At 32.7% G+C, this 17,248-nt stretch carries 15 protein-coding genes; 9 read left to right on the top strand and 6 right to left on the bottom strand.

The annotated features are described in order from the left end of the window. Positions 1-83 precede the first annotated feature (83 nt). The gene (locus tag JOD41_RS02190) at positions 84-551 is read left to right on the top strand and encodes a hypothetical protein (protein WP_205051415.1); all 468 of its coding nucleotides are present in this window, start codon (positions 84-86) and stop codon (positions 549-551) included. A gap of 100 nt (positions 552-651) precedes the next feature. Continuing rightward, positions 652-1,026 carry a lactoylglutathione lyase gene (gene gloA / locus JOD41_RS02185; RefSeq protein ID WP_205051414.1) on the top strand — a complete coding sequence of 125 codons (375 nt, stop codon included), beginning with the start codon at positions 652-654 and terminating at the stop codon, positions 1,024-1,026. Between the two features lie 50 nt (positions 1,027-1,076). On the opposite strand, the gene JOD41_RS02180 is transcribed toward gloA, so the two are convergent. The 5 genes from JOD41_RS02180 to JOD41_RS02160 all read right to left on the bottom strand — a co-directional run bounded on the left by JOD41_RS02180 (position 1,077) and on the right by JOD41_RS02160 (position 3,129). Beyond that, positions 1,077-1,331, bottom strand: a complete 255-nt coding sequence (locus tag JOD41_RS02180; protein ID WP_205051413.1) for a type II toxin-antitoxin system RelE/ParE family toxin — start codon at positions 1,329-1,331, stop codon at positions 1,077-1,079. Then, positions 1,331-1,588, bottom strand: coding sequence for an AbrB/MazE/SpoVT family DNA-binding domain-containing protein (locus tag JOD41_RS02175; RefSeq protein ID WP_156700780.1), 258 nt, complete (start codon positions 1,586-1,588; stop codon positions 1,331-1,333). Before JOD41_RS02175 ends, JOD41_RS02180 begins: the two co-directional genes overlap by 1 nt. A gap of 142 nt (positions 1,589-1,730) precedes the next feature. Then, positions 1,731-2,183 (bottom strand): DUF3021 domain-containing protein, encoded by a 453-nt coding sequence (locus JOD41_RS02170; protein ID WP_205051412.1) that lies wholly within the window; start codon positions 2,181-2,183, stop codon positions 1,731-1,733. 9 nt (positions 2,184-2,192) lie between these two features. Next, a complete protein-coding gene (locus JOD41_RS02165) occupies positions 2,193-2,633 on the bottom strand; it encodes a LytTR family DNA-binding domain-containing protein (RefSeq protein ID WP_205051411.1) in 441 nt (146 codons plus the stop codon). A gap of 118 nt (positions 2,634-2,751) precedes the next feature. Next, complete coding sequence (locus tag JOD41_RS02160) at positions 2,752-3,129, bottom strand: hypothetical protein (RefSeq protein ID WP_205051410.1); 378 nt, start codon at positions 3,127-3,129, stop codon at positions 2,752-2,754. A gap of 70 nt (positions 3,130-3,199) precedes the next feature. On the opposite strand from JOD41_RS02160, the gene JOD41_RS02155 reads away from it, so the two are divergent. Continuing rightward, on the top strand, positions 3,200-3,721 hold the full coding sequence (locus JOD41_RS02155; protein WP_205051409.1) for a DUF3783 domain-containing protein: 522 nt from the start codon (positions 3,200-3,202) through the stop codon (positions 3,719-3,721). 96 nt (positions 3,722-3,817) lie between these two features. On the opposite strand, the gene carB is transcribed toward JOD41_RS02155, so the two are convergent. After that, on the bottom strand, positions 3,818-7,021 hold the full coding sequence (gene carB / locus JOD41_RS02150) for a carbamoyl-phosphate synthase large subunit (protein WP_205051408.1): 3,204 nt from the start codon (positions 7,019-7,021) through the stop codon (positions 3,818-3,820). 320 nt (positions 7,022-7,341) lie between these two features. Between carB and JOD41_RS02145 the strand changes: the two genes are divergently transcribed. From JOD41_RS02145 to JOD41_RS02120, 6 genes are all read left to right on the top strand, one after another. Then, positions 7,342-8,478 carry a glycosyltransferase family 4 protein gene (locus JOD41_RS02145; RefSeq protein ID WP_205051407.1) on the top strand — a complete coding sequence of 379 codons (1,137 nt, stop codon included), beginning with the start codon at positions 7,342-7,344 and terminating at the stop codon, positions 8,476-8,478. After that, on the top strand, positions 8,465-8,953 hold the full coding sequence (locus tag JOD41_RS02140) for a DUF4330 domain-containing protein (RefSeq protein WP_205051406.1): 489 nt from the start codon (positions 8,465-8,467) through the stop codon (positions 8,951-8,953). Before JOD41_RS02145 ends, JOD41_RS02140 begins: the two co-directional genes overlap by 14 nt. Next, positions 8,954-9,502, top strand: coding sequence for a hypothetical protein (locus JOD41_RS02135; protein WP_205051405.1), 549 nt, complete (start codon positions 8,954-8,956; stop codon positions 9,500-9,502). Continuing rightward, on the top strand, positions 9,496-10,881 hold the full coding sequence (locus JOD41_RS02130; protein WP_205051404.1) for an O-antigen ligase family protein: 1,386 nt from the start codon (positions 9,496-9,498) through the stop codon (positions 10,879-10,881). Before JOD41_RS02135 ends, JOD41_RS02130 begins: the two co-directional genes overlap by 7 nt. 4 nt (positions 10,882-10,885) lie before the next feature. Beyond that, positions 10,886-12,001 carry a polysaccharide pyruvyl transferase CsaB gene (csaB, locus tag JOD41_RS02125; protein ID WP_239540916.1) on the top strand — a complete coding sequence of 372 codons (1,116 nt, stop codon included), beginning with the start codon at positions 10,886-10,888 and terminating at the stop codon, positions 11,999-12,001. A 763-nt stretch (positions 12,002-12,764) separates the two neighbouring features. Beyond that, positions 12,765-17,248 (top strand): InlB B-repeat-containing protein (locus tag JOD41_RS02120; protein WP_239540913.1); only part of this gene is annotated, 4,484 nt, incomplete at its 3' end.

Raw genomic sequence — 17,248 nt, 5'->3', positions numbered from 1 at the left:
GATTGTACTCAAATTAAAATATATATATTAAATCATGGGTGGTATGTAGCTAGTGATCAAATAGGATTCTTGGGAGTAAAGAAATGAATCAAGCTGAACATTTAAAGGGAAAATTTATAAAATTCAAATTACCTAGAAAAAAATCATCTGATGAGATTTTAACTTGGATAGAAGACAGATACGATGCTTATAAAATTAGCTTTTCAGAATATATAAAGAACAATAGAGTAAGATTTAATTTTATTTTAATGAATCTGATAAATCATCCATACACTTACAAATTTTCTGATGAAATTTTAGAAATTGTTATATATAAAATACCTAAAAATGAAAAGACAGAAATTTATTTTTTAGAAAATGAAACTTATAACAAATCAGATTATTATTATCTTGTATTCGAAAAAAATACACAATATTTTAGCATAGGTCAACATATTATTTTTGAAGAAATTTTTCTGTATAAAGGAATATCAGAAGATGATAGGAAAAAAGATTCAATTAACTATTTAGAATATTTGACAAACATTGAATTTTTCTATAACAACTTATAAAGTTGAAATATCTATTGATTGCAAAATTTTCAATAGATATTTTTTTGCAGTTTTTGAGTACCGAACTAAATTATTGGTATAAATAAATTGGAGGGATCTTATGAAATTTTTACACACAATGATTAGAGTAAAGGACTTGGAAAGATCTGAAAGGTTTTATAAAGAAGCCCTGGGTTTTGTTGAATCAAGGCGCAAGGATTTTCCAGAAGATGAATTTACACTTTTATATTTAAAGCTAGAAGACTCACCCTATGAACTTGAGCTGACACATAATTATGACGGAAGGGACTACACAATTGGCGACGGCTACGGTCACATTGCCATTTCTCACAAGGACATAAAAGCCTTTAGGGAAGAATTAAAAAATAAAGGTTATGATGTCACAGAACTAAAAGCACTTTCTGACAAATCAGATTCCTACTTCTTTGTAAAAGACCCAGACGGATATAAAATTGAAGTAATTGGAGAAAAATAAATAAAGATAAAGTCCACATCAAAGCTGATGTGGATTTTTAATGCAATAAATTATAAGTTATTTAAAATATCATGGTGCCCTGTATCGATTAAAAAAATAAGTTCGTCATCTTGGTAGAACCAAATAATTCTTATGTCCATATTGATTGATGATTCCCAAGTATTGTATAAACCTTTATTTTTTTTAGTTCTTAGAGATGGGTGAGTAGGATTTTCTATAAAAATTTTTAATTTATTTTTAAACTGATTTTTTTCTACATTAGATAACTTTTTATAATGTTTTAAAAAAGTAATTTTAAAAGACATTATTTATCCAACTCTTCAAATAAAGAATCTAGAGAATCAAAAACTGGTTGTTGACCCCTTTTTATGTTTTCTTTAATTTCTTCCACAGATTCTTTTATATTTTCAATAACATGGCTGGGATAAATTGCAACTGGAACAAGAATAATTTTTCCATTATCTTCAAGGATTTCAAACTGGTCGCCTTGACTTAATTTCATGGAATTAATAATATCTTTGGGTATAGTTACTTGTGACTTTGCTTTTAATTCAACTAACATGAGAGCCTCCTTAGTTAGAAAATCATACTTTCTAACAAAATTATATTTCTGAAAATTTTATTAGTCAAGTAAAAAATTTGAAAAAAATTTACAAGTAAAAAAAGCACCAGCTCATGAAATTAATTCATAAGCTGGCATTTTTTTACATATTATTTTTTAATTTTTCATTTAATCTTGCTATGTCCCTCTTGGCAAGTGTGTATTCAACAAACCAAATTACAAGATAGATTAAAAGGTAAATGCCAAGGAAGATGGCAAGGGACAAAGGGGACTTTTGGAACCAGTAGAGCTTGTAGCCCACAAAAACCATAGTGGATGCAGTTAAGAGAAAGTGGATGATGGTTCTTGTAAGTATTGAAAGTTTTTCTTCTTCCCAAATTACAGAGGCAAGACCAAAGACCATGCCAAGAATTCCACTAAGACAAATTGACAAAAAGTTTGCCGCAAAGACTGACTTAGAGCTTTCTATTAAGCTTGGGTTTGCAATAGAAAAATCTCCATCAGTAAAAATATAGGACATAATTAGGGAAATGACAAGCAAAATAAATTCACAAATCAAAAGACCATTTACCATTCGACTAATAATTTTTTTCATAAAATCACCTCATATACCTAAAGTAGTTTTAATTTTTTTCACATATCTTCGAGATACGAAGGTCTTGGACTTATTTTTCATAGTGACAGAAATAGTTCCAGAGTAGGACAAGTCGAAGCTATCAACTAAGTTTAGGTTGATGAGTTCAGAGTTTGAAATCCTAACAAAATTTTTCGCCTTCAGCATATCTTCCAGCTGATAAATTCTCTTTTTCACTAAATATTTTTCATGGAGAGATTCGGCAAAGACCCTTGAATCCTCTGTGTAAATCCTATAAATCTTTGCAGGCTTTAAAATTTTTATCTTCTCATCAAGAAAACCAATTAACAAATTTTCAGAATTTTCTAGCACAAAGGACTTCAGCCTTAAAACTTCTTCTGTAACTTTATTAGTGTAGACAAGAGCCTTGGGTACCTTATAATTTTCATCAATTTTAATTTCAAAATCCATTTCTGACCTCCTTTACTTATAATATAAACCTTGAAAAGAAAAAGTAAATAAATCTTCTCTAAGTGGTTGAGAAATTTAGTTAAGTGGCAAAAGAAAAAGTGTAGGAAGCTTCCCACACTTAATCTAATAAAATCCCCCTTAAAAATCCATGAAGGAGATGGTCGCCATTTTCGTCATAGACATCTGAAATTATGTCGATAAAATTTTTTCCACGCTTATTTTCTAGGTTTTCAACTAGGTTTACGCATCTTATTTTCCTTCCAGTGTAAGCCTTTTTTATAAAATCGAACTCCATGCGATACATCAAAATATCGTAGTCGCCGCCAATTTTATTAGTAAGACTTGCAGTAAGTAGACCCTGTAAGAGATATTCGCCCTTGTCATTTGGACTTTCGTGGTGCTTGCCCCAAAAGTTTGCATTTTCTGCATAGTCCCTCAAATCTTTTTCAGTAAAAACTCTTTCATATATAACTTCGTCACCCTTATTTAGTCTCATAAAAACACCTCAATAATAATATACCCAATAAATATATTAAAATTGGGTAAAATAAAAGGGAGGTGTTAATGTGAAAAAAATTTTATTATATGGATTAGAAGAAGAAAAGACAAAAATCACAGAAAATGTGGCAAGTGAATTTGGCATTGAAATAAATAAAATTGCAAAAAATGACTTAGAGAAAAAAGTTGGCGAACTCTTTAATTTAGATTTGGGAGAAAATGATCTTGTGGAAGACGAAAATAAATTAATGGTATTTTCTGACTTTGACAGAAATATTTTGCAGGACTTTTTAATTGCCCTAAAAAAAGAGGGAGTAATGGTTGACAACAAATGCGTCTTAACAAAGACTAATGCAGACTGGACCTTTGCCTTTTTAATGGGTCATATTGCTGATGAGCATAGGGTTGTCACAAAATTTAGAGAACTCGGCGGGCTGGTAAAAATTGCCTTAGATAGGCTTGAAAATGACAGGGACGACCAACTTATGGACCTAGTAGAAAAAGCCATAGAAAATAAAAATAGAGAGCTCGACGAGGAAAAACTTGACTCAGCCATAAAAGATTTGAGAGAAAAATTAGATATTAAATAAAAATAAAGCCTTGATGTTCCTACACCAAGGCTAATTTTTTGTCTTAAATTTTATATTCTTAATTTACAAATTAAATTATAAATTCAAAAATTTTAATTAAAATTTTGTGATGTCATAGATATCCATGTTTTCTTCGTGGAATTTTTTATTTTTTACAGCTACTCTTGCTGCTAGGGTGTCAAGAGATGTTACTATGTCGATGCCATATTCTGTTGCCATTCTTCTAATTTTAAAGCCGTCTCTTGTTGAGTCGCCACCTCTTGTTGGAGTGTTGACTACAATGTCGATTTCGCCATTTCTTATTACATCTAAGATATTTGGTCTTGGGTCATTTATTTTTCCAATTTCTCTTGCCTCAATGCCTTCTTTTTTAAGAAGCCCACAAGTTCCTTTAGTTGCTATAAATGTGTAGCCCAAGTCCTTCATAGATTTTGCAATTTCAATAAATTCTTCTTTGTCATTGTCATTTACTGTTGCAAGGACAGTTGAAACTTCACTTTCTATTGCAGAGCCTGCTGCCAAGAAGCCTTTGAAAAGTGCTTCGTCTATATCTTTTCCAACTCCAAGGACTTCTCCAGTAGATTTCATTTCAGGTCCAAGGGAAATTTCTACTCTGTTAAGTTTTGACATTGAGAATACTGGAACTTTTACTGCCATAAGTTTTGGTTCCTTATAAATGCCAACACCGTAGCCTAAATCAGATAATTTTTCGCCAAGCATAGTTTTTGTTGCAAGATCAACTATTGGCACACCAGAAACCTTTGAGATGTAAGGTACAGTTCTTGATGCACGAGGGTTTACTTCGATGATGTATAAATCATTTTTGTATTCGATGAACTGAATGTTAATCATGCCCTTTACATGAAGTGCCTTGGCAATTTTCTTTGTGTAGTCTAAAATTTTTGCCTTTATGGCATCAGAAATGTGAAGGCTTGGATAAATTGTTATTGAATCTCCAGAGTGAACTCCTGCTCTTTCAAGGTGTTCCATGATTCCAGGAATTAAAATATCTTCGCCATCTGAAATTGCGTCAACTTCAATTTCACGACCAACTAAATATTTGTCAATTAAAACTGGGTTTTCAGCATCTCTTTCAAAGGCACTTTGCAAATAAGTTTTTAAACTATCTTCGTCATAAGTTATTTGCATTCCTTGACCACCAAGTACATAGGAAGGTCTAACAAGTAGTGGATAGCCAAGATCTTTAGCAGCATCAAGTCCTTCTTTTACTGTGAAAACACCATGTCCCTTAGGTCTATTTATTTTTAATTTTTCAAGCATTTCGTCAAATTTTTCTCTGTCTTCAGCCCTATCTATGTCTTCAAAGTCTGTTCCCAAGATGTTTATTTTTTGTGAGTGAAGATATTTTGCAAGCTTAATGGCAGTTTGTCCACCAAAGGCAAGTATAACTCCCATAGGTTTTTCTATTTCAATTATAGATTTAACTTCTTCTTCAGTAAGTGGTTCGAAGTAAAGTTTGTCTGATGTGTCAAAGTCTGTTGAAACAGTTTCAGGGTTGTTATTTATAGTAATTGTTTCGATGCCAAGTTTAATAAGGGCCTTAATTGCGTGAACGCTACAGTAGTCAAATTCAATACCTTGACCAATTCTAATAGGACCAGATCCAATTACAATTATTTTTTTCTTGTCTGATACAATATTTTCGTCTGTCTTTTCATAAGTTGAATAATAGTAAGCGCCATTCTTTCTAAATGGGGAAGTGTCAACTCTTCTATAATTTGGAAGAATTTTATTTTTTTCACGAAGTTCAATTACATCATCCATTTCTACGCCAAGAGCCTTGGCAATAGTCTTATCAGAGAAACCAAGTTTTTTAAGTTTAGCAAGCTCATCAGGTGTCATTGTTTCAAGACTTAATTTTTTAAGATTTTCTTCTTCACGAACAATATTTTCAATTTTTTCCAAGAAGTAAAGGTCAATGCCAGTTATATCGTGGATAAGTTCAATGGAAAGTCCACGTCTTATAATTTCTGCAACATCAAAAAGTCTTTCGTCATCTGGGAATTTAATTCTCTTTTTAAGTTCTTCAGTAGTTCTTTCTTCAGAGAATTTTGATTCAAGAGAGAATTTAGAAATTTCAAGAGATCTAATTCCCTTCATTAGAGCTTCTTCAAAGGATGAACCAATTGACATAACTTCGCCAGTTGCCATCATCTTTGTGCCAAGTTTTCTATTTGCATATTTGAATTTGTCAAAAGGCCATTTAGGAATTTTAACAACTACATAATTGCAGTGTGGTTCATAATTTTCTATAGTGTCGCCAGTAGTTTCGTTTTCGATTTCAGAAAGGTTAAGTCCAAGGGCAATTTTTGTTGCAATTCTTGCAATTGGATAACCTGTTGCCTTTGATGCAAGGGCAGAAGAACGAGAAACTCTAGGGTTAATTTCGATTACTGCGTAATCTAAAGTTTCTGGATTTAAGGCAAGTTGAACATTGCAAGCGCCAACAACATTTACATTTTCAACTATATTTAGGGCCGCATTTTTTAATTTTTGTAGCACATTCTTATCAAGACTTTGGCAAGGAGCAACTACAATGGAATCGCCAGTGTGAACTCCAACTGGATCAACATTTTCCATGTCGCAGACAATGATTTTTTCACCAGCAGAGTCTCTTATAACTTCAAATTCAATTTCCATCCAACCACGAATAGATTTTTCAAGAAGACATTCATTTACTGGGCTAAGGCTAAGTCCATGAGATAAAACTTCTTCAAGTTCTTCTTCATCATAGGCAAAGCCGCCGCCAGTTCCACCTAAAGTGTAGGCAGGTCTAATAACTAGAGGATAGCCAATTTTTTTAGCAAGAACTTTTCCTTCTTCTAGTGTAGTTGCAATTTCAGACTGGATAATTGGTTCGCCAATTTCTTGCATAGTTTTTCTAAAAATATCTCTGTCTTCGCCTTTTTTTATGGCGTCAATGTCAGTGCCTATAATTTTTATTCCATACTTATCTAAAATTCCACGCCTGTCTAGTTCTAGTGTCATGTTAAGACCAGTTTGTCCGCCCATGCCTGCAATAAGGGAATCAGGTCTTTCCTTTTCAATAATTTTTTCTATAAAAGAAATAGTTATTGGCTCGATATAAATTTTATCGGCAACACCCTTGTCTGTCATAATAGTAGCAGGATTTGAGTTTACAAGAACAGTTTCTACACCATTCTTTTTTAGAGTTTCACAAGCTTGTGTACCTGAGTAGTCAAATTCAGCAGCTTGTCCTATTACAATGGGACCAGATCCTATTACTAGCGTCTTCTTAATCGAATTATCTCTTGGCATTTTTTTCTCCTTTTCCAAATAAAAGATCAAACATTCTTAAAAATGGGCAAAAAAAATTTAAGGTATTAAATTTGCTCAAAAAAAAATCATGCGCAAGGACATGATTTTACTCAGTCCTTGGACTGATTTTCTATTTTTTTATCTTTATTATTAAATCACTTTTGAGAAAAAATTGCAAGAGATTTTTTATAAAAAATTTATAAATCTTTTAAGAAAAATAAATCTCTTGGTCTTTAATTCATTTGAAAGCTATTATTCAACAAAAGAGTTAAAATTATTTACAATTTATTGTATAATAAAAAAGATAAGGAGGAGAAATTATGACAAAAGTTCTCCATTTAATTAGTGGCGGCGACACAGGTGGCGCAAAGACACATATTTTTACCTTGATGAAAGGCCTTAGTGGAAAAGTCGAAAGTAAAATAATTTGTTTTATAAAAGATACTTTTTATGATGAAGCAAAAGAAAGAGGCATCGACATAGAAGTTTATCCACAAGAAAAAAGATCAGACCTTTCCGTCGTTTCTAAATTAAGTGACGAAATAAATAATGGCAAATACGATTTAGTCCATGCCCATGGGGCAAGAGCTAATTTTATTTGCATGTTTTTAAAAAAGAAAATACATGTCCCTATGGTTACTACAATCCACTCAGATTATATGCTTGACTTTAAGGACTCCTTTTACAAAAATTTAATTTACACTACTCTAAATAAGATGGCTTTAAAAAAATTTGATCACTACATTTGTGTAAGTGACAATTTTAAAAAGATGCTAGAAGATAGAGGTTTTGACAAAAAGAAAATTCATGTCCTATACAATGGCATAGACACAGAAGAAAAAATTGAGTACATTCCAAAGACTGCTTTCTTAGAAAAATACAAGATTAATTATAATGGTGAGCTTTTGGTGGGAATTGCAGCAAGGCTAGATAAGGTTAAGGATCATGAAACTTTTATTAAGGCTTGTAAAGAAACCCTAGAAGTAAATCCAGACATAATCTTTTTAATAGCAGGCGATGGCGATGAAAAGAAAAAACTTGAAGAAATGGCAAAATCATATAATATAGAAAAAAATATTTATTTTCTTGGCTTTGTAAGGGATAAATATTCTTTCATGAATGCCATTGATATAAATGTTTTGACATCTATATCTGAGTCCTTTCCTTATGTAATTCTTGAGGCTGCACTTTTATCTGTACCTACAGTTTCCACAAAAACTGGCGGCATACCAGAAATAGTAAAGGACGATTACACTGGATATTTATTCCCAGTGAAAAATTACAAGGCCCTTTCAAGATATCTTTTGGATTTATATGACAATAGAGAAAAATTAAAGGAACTTGGCGAAAATATAAAAAGAGAAGTAATAGAAAAATATTCTCATGAATCCATGGGAAATAGACAAAAAGAAATTTATGATGAAATATTAATTGGAGGAAAAAATGAAAATAATTGACAAAAAGGGCAGACTTTTTGGACTAATTAACATAGTTGATTTACTTATAATAATTTTGTTACTTGCCCTTGTAGCAGTGGGAGTAAAGAGATTTGGCAACAAGGCAGCAGTTGGAGAAGCAACAACAAAAAAAGGCGTCATCACAGCAGAAATAAAAGATGTTAGAGATGTAACAGCAAAAAATGTAAAAGTTGGCGACCCTATTTACGATTATGACAAGGGAACTTTAATAGGAAAAATTATTGCAGCTGAAGTTGAACCTTATAAGGATAAGACAGAATACCAAGGTAAATTTTATAATGCAGAAGTTCCTGGCAAGTACAGAGTAATAATGACAATTGACGCAGATGTCAAGGAAACACAAGATTTTTATCAAGTAGGCACTGAACAAATAAGAATTGGTGCAGAAATGAGAATTAAAAACAAAAGTGTTACAACTTTTATGACAATACTTGGCATAGAAGTAAAGAACTAGGTGATCACTATTAATTCATTAACTATAAGGTTTTTAAATAAAATTTACAGGTCCTTTTCTGGCTATTATGAAAGCTCACTTACAAAAAAGATTCATGATTTTATAAGTAAACCTCTAGCAGAAAACTTTGCAAATTCAAAGACTAAAAAAGTTTTAACAGGCGAAAAAGTTTTATTTGCAAATTCCTTTATTTATAGAATATATAGAGGACTTTTTAACTTAATAGAAAAATTTATGAATTTTTTGGGAAGAGTTTTTGTGCAAATGATTAAGAGTTCCTTTTTCCTTGGCTCAGCCTTTAAGTCCTTTGATGATTTTGACGAAATTGCAGGCATAATATCAAATATCACCTTTTACACTGGGATTTTCACCCTAATTATCTCCATAATTTTTAAGGGAAAAATAATCTTCCCCCTTGCCTTTATTATACTTGGCATAATTCTTTCCCTTTTAAAGGGAAAATACATGGATATAATAAAAGGCTCAAAAGTCTTAGAATTTTTTACATCTTTCTTTAAATTAGATGAAGGCGGTGAAAACTGGTGGTAAAATCAAAAAAAATTAATTTTATACTTTTGTCCGCAGTTTTTCTAAGCTTAATATATTATTTTTTGGGAACAAAACTATTTTTGGCAGCCTTCCTTGGCATAAGTGGTCTACTTTTAGTCATTTATGACATAAAAATTGGACTTTTTGCATCAGTATTTTTATATCCCTTTGTGCCTGATGCCTTGGGACTTATAATGTTACTTTCCATGGGATTTTTTGTTTTACTAAGGACAATTTTATATAAAGAAAGTTTTACAGTAGGCGAAAGGACAGTTCCCATAGCAATATTTGCCTTTATAATAGTTTTTTCTACTATTACATCAGTTGACCCATCAGGATCAATTCGTGACTTGGCACTAAATGCAGCAGGAATTTCCTTTTTATTTGCCATGACAAATTCAATAAAGACTAAGGCAGAACTAAACGCCCTTATATCAACTCTACTTTTGTCAGCTCTTGTAGTTGCCCTTCTTGGCGTAGTCCAATATTTTACGGGAGTTCAAATGAGACCAGAGTGGCTTGACACAGAAAATAATACAGATATTGCAGTAAGAGTTTATTCAGTATTTTTTAATCCAAATATTTTGGCAGAATACTTAGTTTTAATTACGCCAATAGCTGTTGGCATGACTTGGTACACAAAGTCCATGAGGAAAAAATTTCTCTTTGCAGCATCAACAGGCATACTACTAATTTGTATTGTCATGACACTTTCAAGAGGTGGCTGGGTAGGAATTGCCCTTGCAGCCCTTGCCTTTGTCCTCTTAGTTGATAAGAGACTACTACTTTTAGGTATTCCACTAATTCTTGGAGGACTTGCTTTTCTTCCGCAAAAAGTCCTAGATAGAATTACATCTATTGGTTCAACAGTGGATACATCAAATTTATATAGAATAAAAATTTGGCACATAACTATGGATGTAATAAGAGATAATTTTATAGCAGGCGTTGGCTTTGGCTATATGCCCTTTAAAGATACCTTTGAAAGGTATATTAGGACAATGCCAATATATCACGCTCATAATACCTATCTTGAAGTGGCAGCAGAAATTGGCTTAATTGGATTTATATTTTTCATCTTACTTTTACTTTCCACACTAAAATACGATTATGTGAATTTGGTAAAATCAGAGGACAAATATTTTAAATATCTTGGAGCCGGACTTTTTGCCAGCATAATTGGCATTATGGGTCATGGACTTGTAGAACACTTTTTATACATTCCAAGAATAATATTTAGCTTTTGGATTGTCCTTGCCATAATTTTTACAGCCATAAAAGTAGAAAAAAGTGAAAGAGAAAAAGAAAATACAATAGATAATAAAGAAGAATTAAAAAATACAGAAAATACAATAGAAAGAAATCCTATAACAGAGTGATAAAATGAATGGTATGAAAAAAATTGTAGTATCAGGATACTTTGGCTTTGACAACTCTGGCGACGATGCCATCTTAAAAGCCATGGTAGAAGACTTTAAAAAACTAAATAGAGAAAATTTTGAAATAAAAATGACAGCACTTTCAAAAAATCCTGAGAAGACAAAAAAAGTTTACGGCATAGATGCAGTAAATAGATTTTCATTACCAGAACTCATCTCCACACTAAAGGATGCAGACCTATTTTTATCAGGTGGAGGATCTCTTCTTCAGGATATAACATCAACTAGGAGTATAATTTATTATCTCTCTGTGATAACTTTGGCGAAAATGTTGGGGAAAAAAGTCTATGTCTATGCCAATGGCATAGGTCCCATTGACAAGAGAAAAAATAGAATTTTGACAAAGAGAGTCTTAAATAAAGTAGATTACATTACCCTTCGCGACAAATTATCCTATGACTTTGTAGAAAAATTGGGGGTTACAAATAAAAATATAGAAGTGACAGCAGACCCAGTTTTTACCCTAAAAGAAGCAGATGATAATAGAGTAGATGAAATATTAAAAGATGAAGGCATAAAAATAACAGAAAAGACTCTGGGATTTTGTATAAGAGATCACAAAAAAGACGAAACAATAAAGGAAAAATTTGCAAAAACTATTGACCTCTTAATAGAAGCAGGCTACGACATTTTACTTGTGCCCTTCCACACACCAAGGGACAATGTCTATTCGAGAGAAGTAGCAGAAAAGTGCCGCCACAAAGAAAAAGTCATGTTAATAGAAAAAAACTATTCAGCAGGCGAACTTATGGGCATCTTTAAAAAACTAAGACTTTTAGCAGCAATGAGGCTTCATTCACTTGTTTATGCAGCTAGCGTAAATCTACCTATGGTGGGAATCATTTATGACCCAAAAGTTGAAGCCATGGTGAGAGAGCTTGGCATAAAAGAAGCAGTAGATGTTGAAAATTTCTCAGCAGAAGAATTATTTGAAAAAACCCAAAAGGCACTTGATAACTTGGAAGAAAGGCGACAGGTACTGGGAGAAAATACAGAAAAAATGCGTCAAGAATCCAAGAAAAATGTAGAAATTGCCATGAGGCTTTTAGGCGAAAAATAAAAATAAATATTAATAAAAATTTAGAGCAAGAGAAAACTTGCTCTTTTTTTATTTTAAATTTGAAAAACATATTACAAATAATTTATAAATTTAAGTGTAAAGAAATTTTGGGAAAATTTTATAGTTTTAAAGAAAATTTATGTCAAGAAAATAAAAAATTTCTCGAGAATATAAAAAAATTTAGAATAAAAATCAAGAAAATTTTAAAAATTATTATATTAAAAAAAATAAATACATTTAATTAAAAGTATATAAAATTATACAAAAAGGAATAAAAAAAGTAAGGTTTTCATCAAAAAACAATAAAAAAACAGGTAAAATGAAAAAGGATAGCAGACTAAATTAAATGACATAAATAAAAAATAGATTAATGATAATGAAATACTTTAAGGAGAGAACTAAAATATTGCACAAAATAAAGACAAAATTTACTAGGGGTGGGTATAAGAGCATCTAAATTCCTTGAAATTATGGAAAATTTTAAATTTTAAAAATTGAAAAGAATATTTTGATTTGTTATAATAAAGCTGTATAAAAAAAATCTGGAGCATAAAGCAAAAGCAATATATGAGACATAAAAAATTTTAAAAAGAATGTTTACGTTTTCAGATAAAGGGAGATGATTTCCTGGGATATATTAAAGGAATATTTATTAAGAAAGTAAGAAGTTTATAACTTAAAAAGTAATTAGTCAATAACTTAATAAAGAGTTTAATAACTTAAAAATTAAGAAGCTAATAACTTAAAAATGAAAGGAGAAATAATGGATAATAAGAAAAAAGCAAAAGCGAAAGCAAATGCAAATCGCGTTGCTGCTTATGCTTTGTCAGGTGTAATGCTAGCAAGCATGATACCTTACAATGTATTTGCTAGTCCAGATAAGGCTCTTACAGCCGCAACAACTGGCGAACAAAAGTTAGAATTTTCAACTGCAAATACTAAAACACCTGTAAGATCTGGAGAAACTAATGATGCCTTATCTAGTGCAACCTACTACAATAAGGCAAACTGGGAAAACAAAATTAAGGACAAGTCACGTTGGCCTGTAGGCGACAATCAAAGACTTGTAAGAGTTGTTACATCAGAACCAGTTCAAATGAACGATATCGACTACGATGGTAACTTTGTCGATGCCAATGGCAGAACTGTTCTTAGAATGGTTTACAAGGAAAAAGGTCAAGCAGCTACAGGTGTTTGGTACAGAGCTATATTTAACTTCGGAGACCTTGACCAATACATCGACTATGATAAGTCTTACATGGTTGGTGTAAGTGTCGCAGGTAACGAAGCTAAAAGAGGAACTCTAGATCCATTTAATGACCGCAAGGAAAGAATTGTTGACCTAGGTGTATTGAGAGGGGACTTAACAAACCAAAGAAAGAACCTTCCTATAAACCTAGTATTAAAAGAAGGCGTAACAATTGACACTTTAGGTAAGCAAAACTACATCGTTCAAATGAGACTTGCTGATACAAAGGGCGAAAAAATCTATGCTTATGCACCTAAGGGTTCATCCATGGACTACTCTTCTTATACGAAGACAACATCAGTTTCTCTTGAAGATAAGGTCAATAGATTATTTATCAAGGGTGGCTACCAATCAGATAACACTAGTGCAACAAACCAAGAATTCGTTATGTCTGAATTTATTGCCAATCCGGAGCAATACAAGGATGAAAAGAATCTTGGTATCATAAGAACTCAATACATGGGTCAAAGAGCTGGAAGTGCTGCCTCACCAACAGTAGGTGGAAAGCCCATTGCCTTTACCCAAGCCTTTGATGCTAATCTTCTTAACTATTTGAAGCCGGATGACGACGGTAATGTAGCCTATGTTAATGTTCTTGAAAACTCAAGACAAAAATCAAAATGGTCACACAATTTTGGTATCAAGAAAACAGACTTCAATTTATCAAAAGATGGTGAGCTTGCTTACGTTGTTATAGGTACCCATGACTTCCAAAAAGAAGGAGTTAAAAAGGTTGAGATACCACAACATGACCAACACACTATGCTATCTGGCTTCTACGTAACAGCTATCGACTATGTTGTAGATAAGGGCAAATTTGAAGATACCTTTGCAGGTAGAGATGGTGGTAATGCTACAAGAAAGCTTAACTACTCTATGATATCTGGATGGACTAATCCAAATGTCGACGGCTGGGCTGTATTTGAAAAAACATACGATGATGGCTATGTAGCTCATGAAGGCGAGTCTTTTATTATCGATACGACGAAAGACCCTGCAGATGGTCAAATCATGATCCAAATGGGCAATGAAGATGCCATCATTAGAAGACAACAAGGATATTACACTTATTACGTAACAGGTAATAAGGGTATTGAAACCATCGAAAAGTATGCAGATGGTATCTTTAAGTTTGACCTTCGAGAAGGCGCGACTGTAAAGGCCGGAGACAAGCTAAAAGTTTTCATGCCATATGCAAAAGACCACGCTGATCCTGTAAACTTCCTTGAAATTCACAACGGCACTGAGCTAAATGAAGGTGGAGCAACACTAAAATTACAAAAAGATAGAAATATCAATATGCACCTTTATAAGGAAGGCAATAAAGGTTACTACATTCTAAAATACACCCTTGCAGACGGAACAAAGGCTGAAAAGAAATTTGAACCTAAAGGATTATGGAAATTTGACAACAAAGACAAAGTTATGGATCCGGGTACAAATGCACTAACTAATTCAACAGCTGGTAACTTCTATATCAACACAAAGAAATTAAAACCAGGTGCAGATATAATTGTAGAATCCTATGATGAAAATGGCACTAAGTTAGAAGATCAAACATCTTTGTTTAAGTATAGAGCTTTAACAAAATCTGCAGACAATGTTAAGGAACTTACATGGACTGACCACTCAGACAAATCATCAATCCTTTCTATAAATAAGTCACTTTACACTCCATATCAAGTGCTATTTACAAATGACTATGCAGATGGAACAGATGACTTCTATAAGGATCCAAGAGTATTTGCTGGAACTAATAAAGACTTTATGAAAGACACTGAAAAATTCGTTGGTTATACTAAGTATGACGGTGGTAAGGTAAGAACACTTTATGATGGAAAAGATAAAAGGCTTTATGCAAAAGTCAAAGCTGACGAAAACGAATACGATAAAGATGGTAATTTAGTCGGCGATGATGTAAGTAAGATGATTACTATTCCTAAGTCTGATATCTTTGATGCTCAATTTACAGAAGATAGCAAAGAGTATAGGGCTTATGAATACAAGGTAGATTTAACAAAGATGCTTCCTTATCATTCAGATGAAAAGACTGAAACAAAACTTACTTTATTAAAGGATATGAAGTTTGTTACAACTGCATCAGACGGATCATCACTTCCATCTGACCTATTAGAAACAAGAGTTAGAGCAAGAGTATTGTTTGATACAACAGACGGTCAATTTGCAGACGGCACAAAGAAAGTTGTTAAGATAGCACCAGATAACATTAATTTCTTAGACCAAGAAGACTACAAACCTAATGGTTTTGAAGGTGCAAATGTTAAAGCTGATACTGGCGATAAATTCCCAGAAGCACCAAAACTAACTGGAAAGAACTTCTTAGGTTGGGTTACTGAAGCAGGTAAGACAGCCTTAGGAGATAAGGCAGTTGTTACAGCTGATGAATTCAATAAATTACCAAAAGAACAAATCTTTACTAATGAAACACCAATAACAAAACACTTAGTTGTTTATGCTGTTTATTCAGATGAAGTAACAGTTACATTTGATGCAAATCAAGGTACATTTACTGACGGCAAGGACACAACTAATGTTAAGGTTGAAGGTGGAAAAGTAACAAAACCAGCTGACCCAACAAGAGATGGATTCACATTCAAGGGTTGGGCAGATACAAAAGACGCAAAAACACCAAATGTTACAGAATTTACAAACATCACATCACCAAAAACTTATTATGCAGTTTGGGATCAAACTGATAAGACACCTTTGAAGTTAAATGATCCAGACAAGACAGTAGTAAAAGATAAAACATCATTGACAGAACCAGAACAAGAAGCTGTTGAAGCTGCTGTTATTAAAGCAAACCCAGACTTAAACTTAACAAAAGAAGATGTTGTAGTTGATGATGATGGTACAGTAACAGTTACTAAAGACGGTAAGACTGGAACAATAACTCCGGATAAGACAGTTACACAAGAAGAAGTTACTGTTAAATTCAACCCACCAAAAGAACCAGTTAAGGTTGATGATAAAACAAAATTAACTGATAAAGAAAAACAAGCTGTTAAAGATGCTGTTAAGGAAGCTAACCCAGATAGAAACTTAAAAGATGATGAAATTACCGTAGGAGACGATGGTAAGGTAACTATCAATCAAAATGGTAAGACAGGAGAAATTCCAGCTGACAAGACAGTTGTACAAAAAGATAGTATTCTTGAACTTCAAGCTCCAGATAAGACTGAAGTAAAAGACGTAACTGATTTGACACAAGAAGAAAAAGATAAGGTAGCTGCAGCAGTTAAGGCAAAGAATAATCTTGCTGATGGCGATAAGATTGAAGTTGACAATAAGGGTAATGTAAAAGTAACTACTGCAGATGGTAAAAAGACAGGAACATTAGAAGGAAAAGACACGGTAAAACCATTTGATAGAGCTGGCAAAACATTAAATGACCCAGCAATAACAACAGTTGCTAATACAAGCAATCTTACAGAGAAAGAAAAACAAGCTGTAAAAGATGCTGTTAAGGCAGCTAACAAAGACCTAGGTTTCACAGACGACGAAATCCAAGTTGCTGAAAATGGTACAGTAACAGTACCAATGGGAAAAGATGGTAATAAAACTATAGCATCAGCTAAGACAGTTAAACAAGCTGGAAATGCTGATAAAATTATAAAACTAGTTGAACCAGAAAAAACACTAGTTGCAGATAAGTCAAACTTAACACAAGAAGAAAAGGATAAAGTTATTGCAGCAGTTAAGAAAGCAAATCCGACTCTACCACAAGATGCTAGTATTACAGTATCTAACGATGGAGCTGTAACAGTTACACAAGGCACTGGAGAAAATCAAAAAGTTGGACAACTTGCACAAGCAGACACAGTTGTTGAAAAGAAAGCAGGAGCAGTAGTAGCTCCAGCAGAACCAGTTAAAGTAGCTGACCCATCTAAGTTAACAGAAGACGAAAAGAAAGATGTAGAAAAAGCTGTTAGAGAAGCAAACAAAGATTTACCAGCAGATGCGAAAGTAACTGTAGG

Origin of the sequence: Peptoniphilus gorbachii (assembly GCF_016908115.1) — a bacterium.
Lineage (GTDB): Bacteria > Bacillota > Clostridia > Tissierellales > Peptoniphilaceae > Peptoniphilus_A > Peptoniphilus_A gorbachii.
The sequence above is the reverse complement of the archived record's forward strand: the minus strand, read 5'-3'. Positions and strand labels throughout refer to the sequence as shown.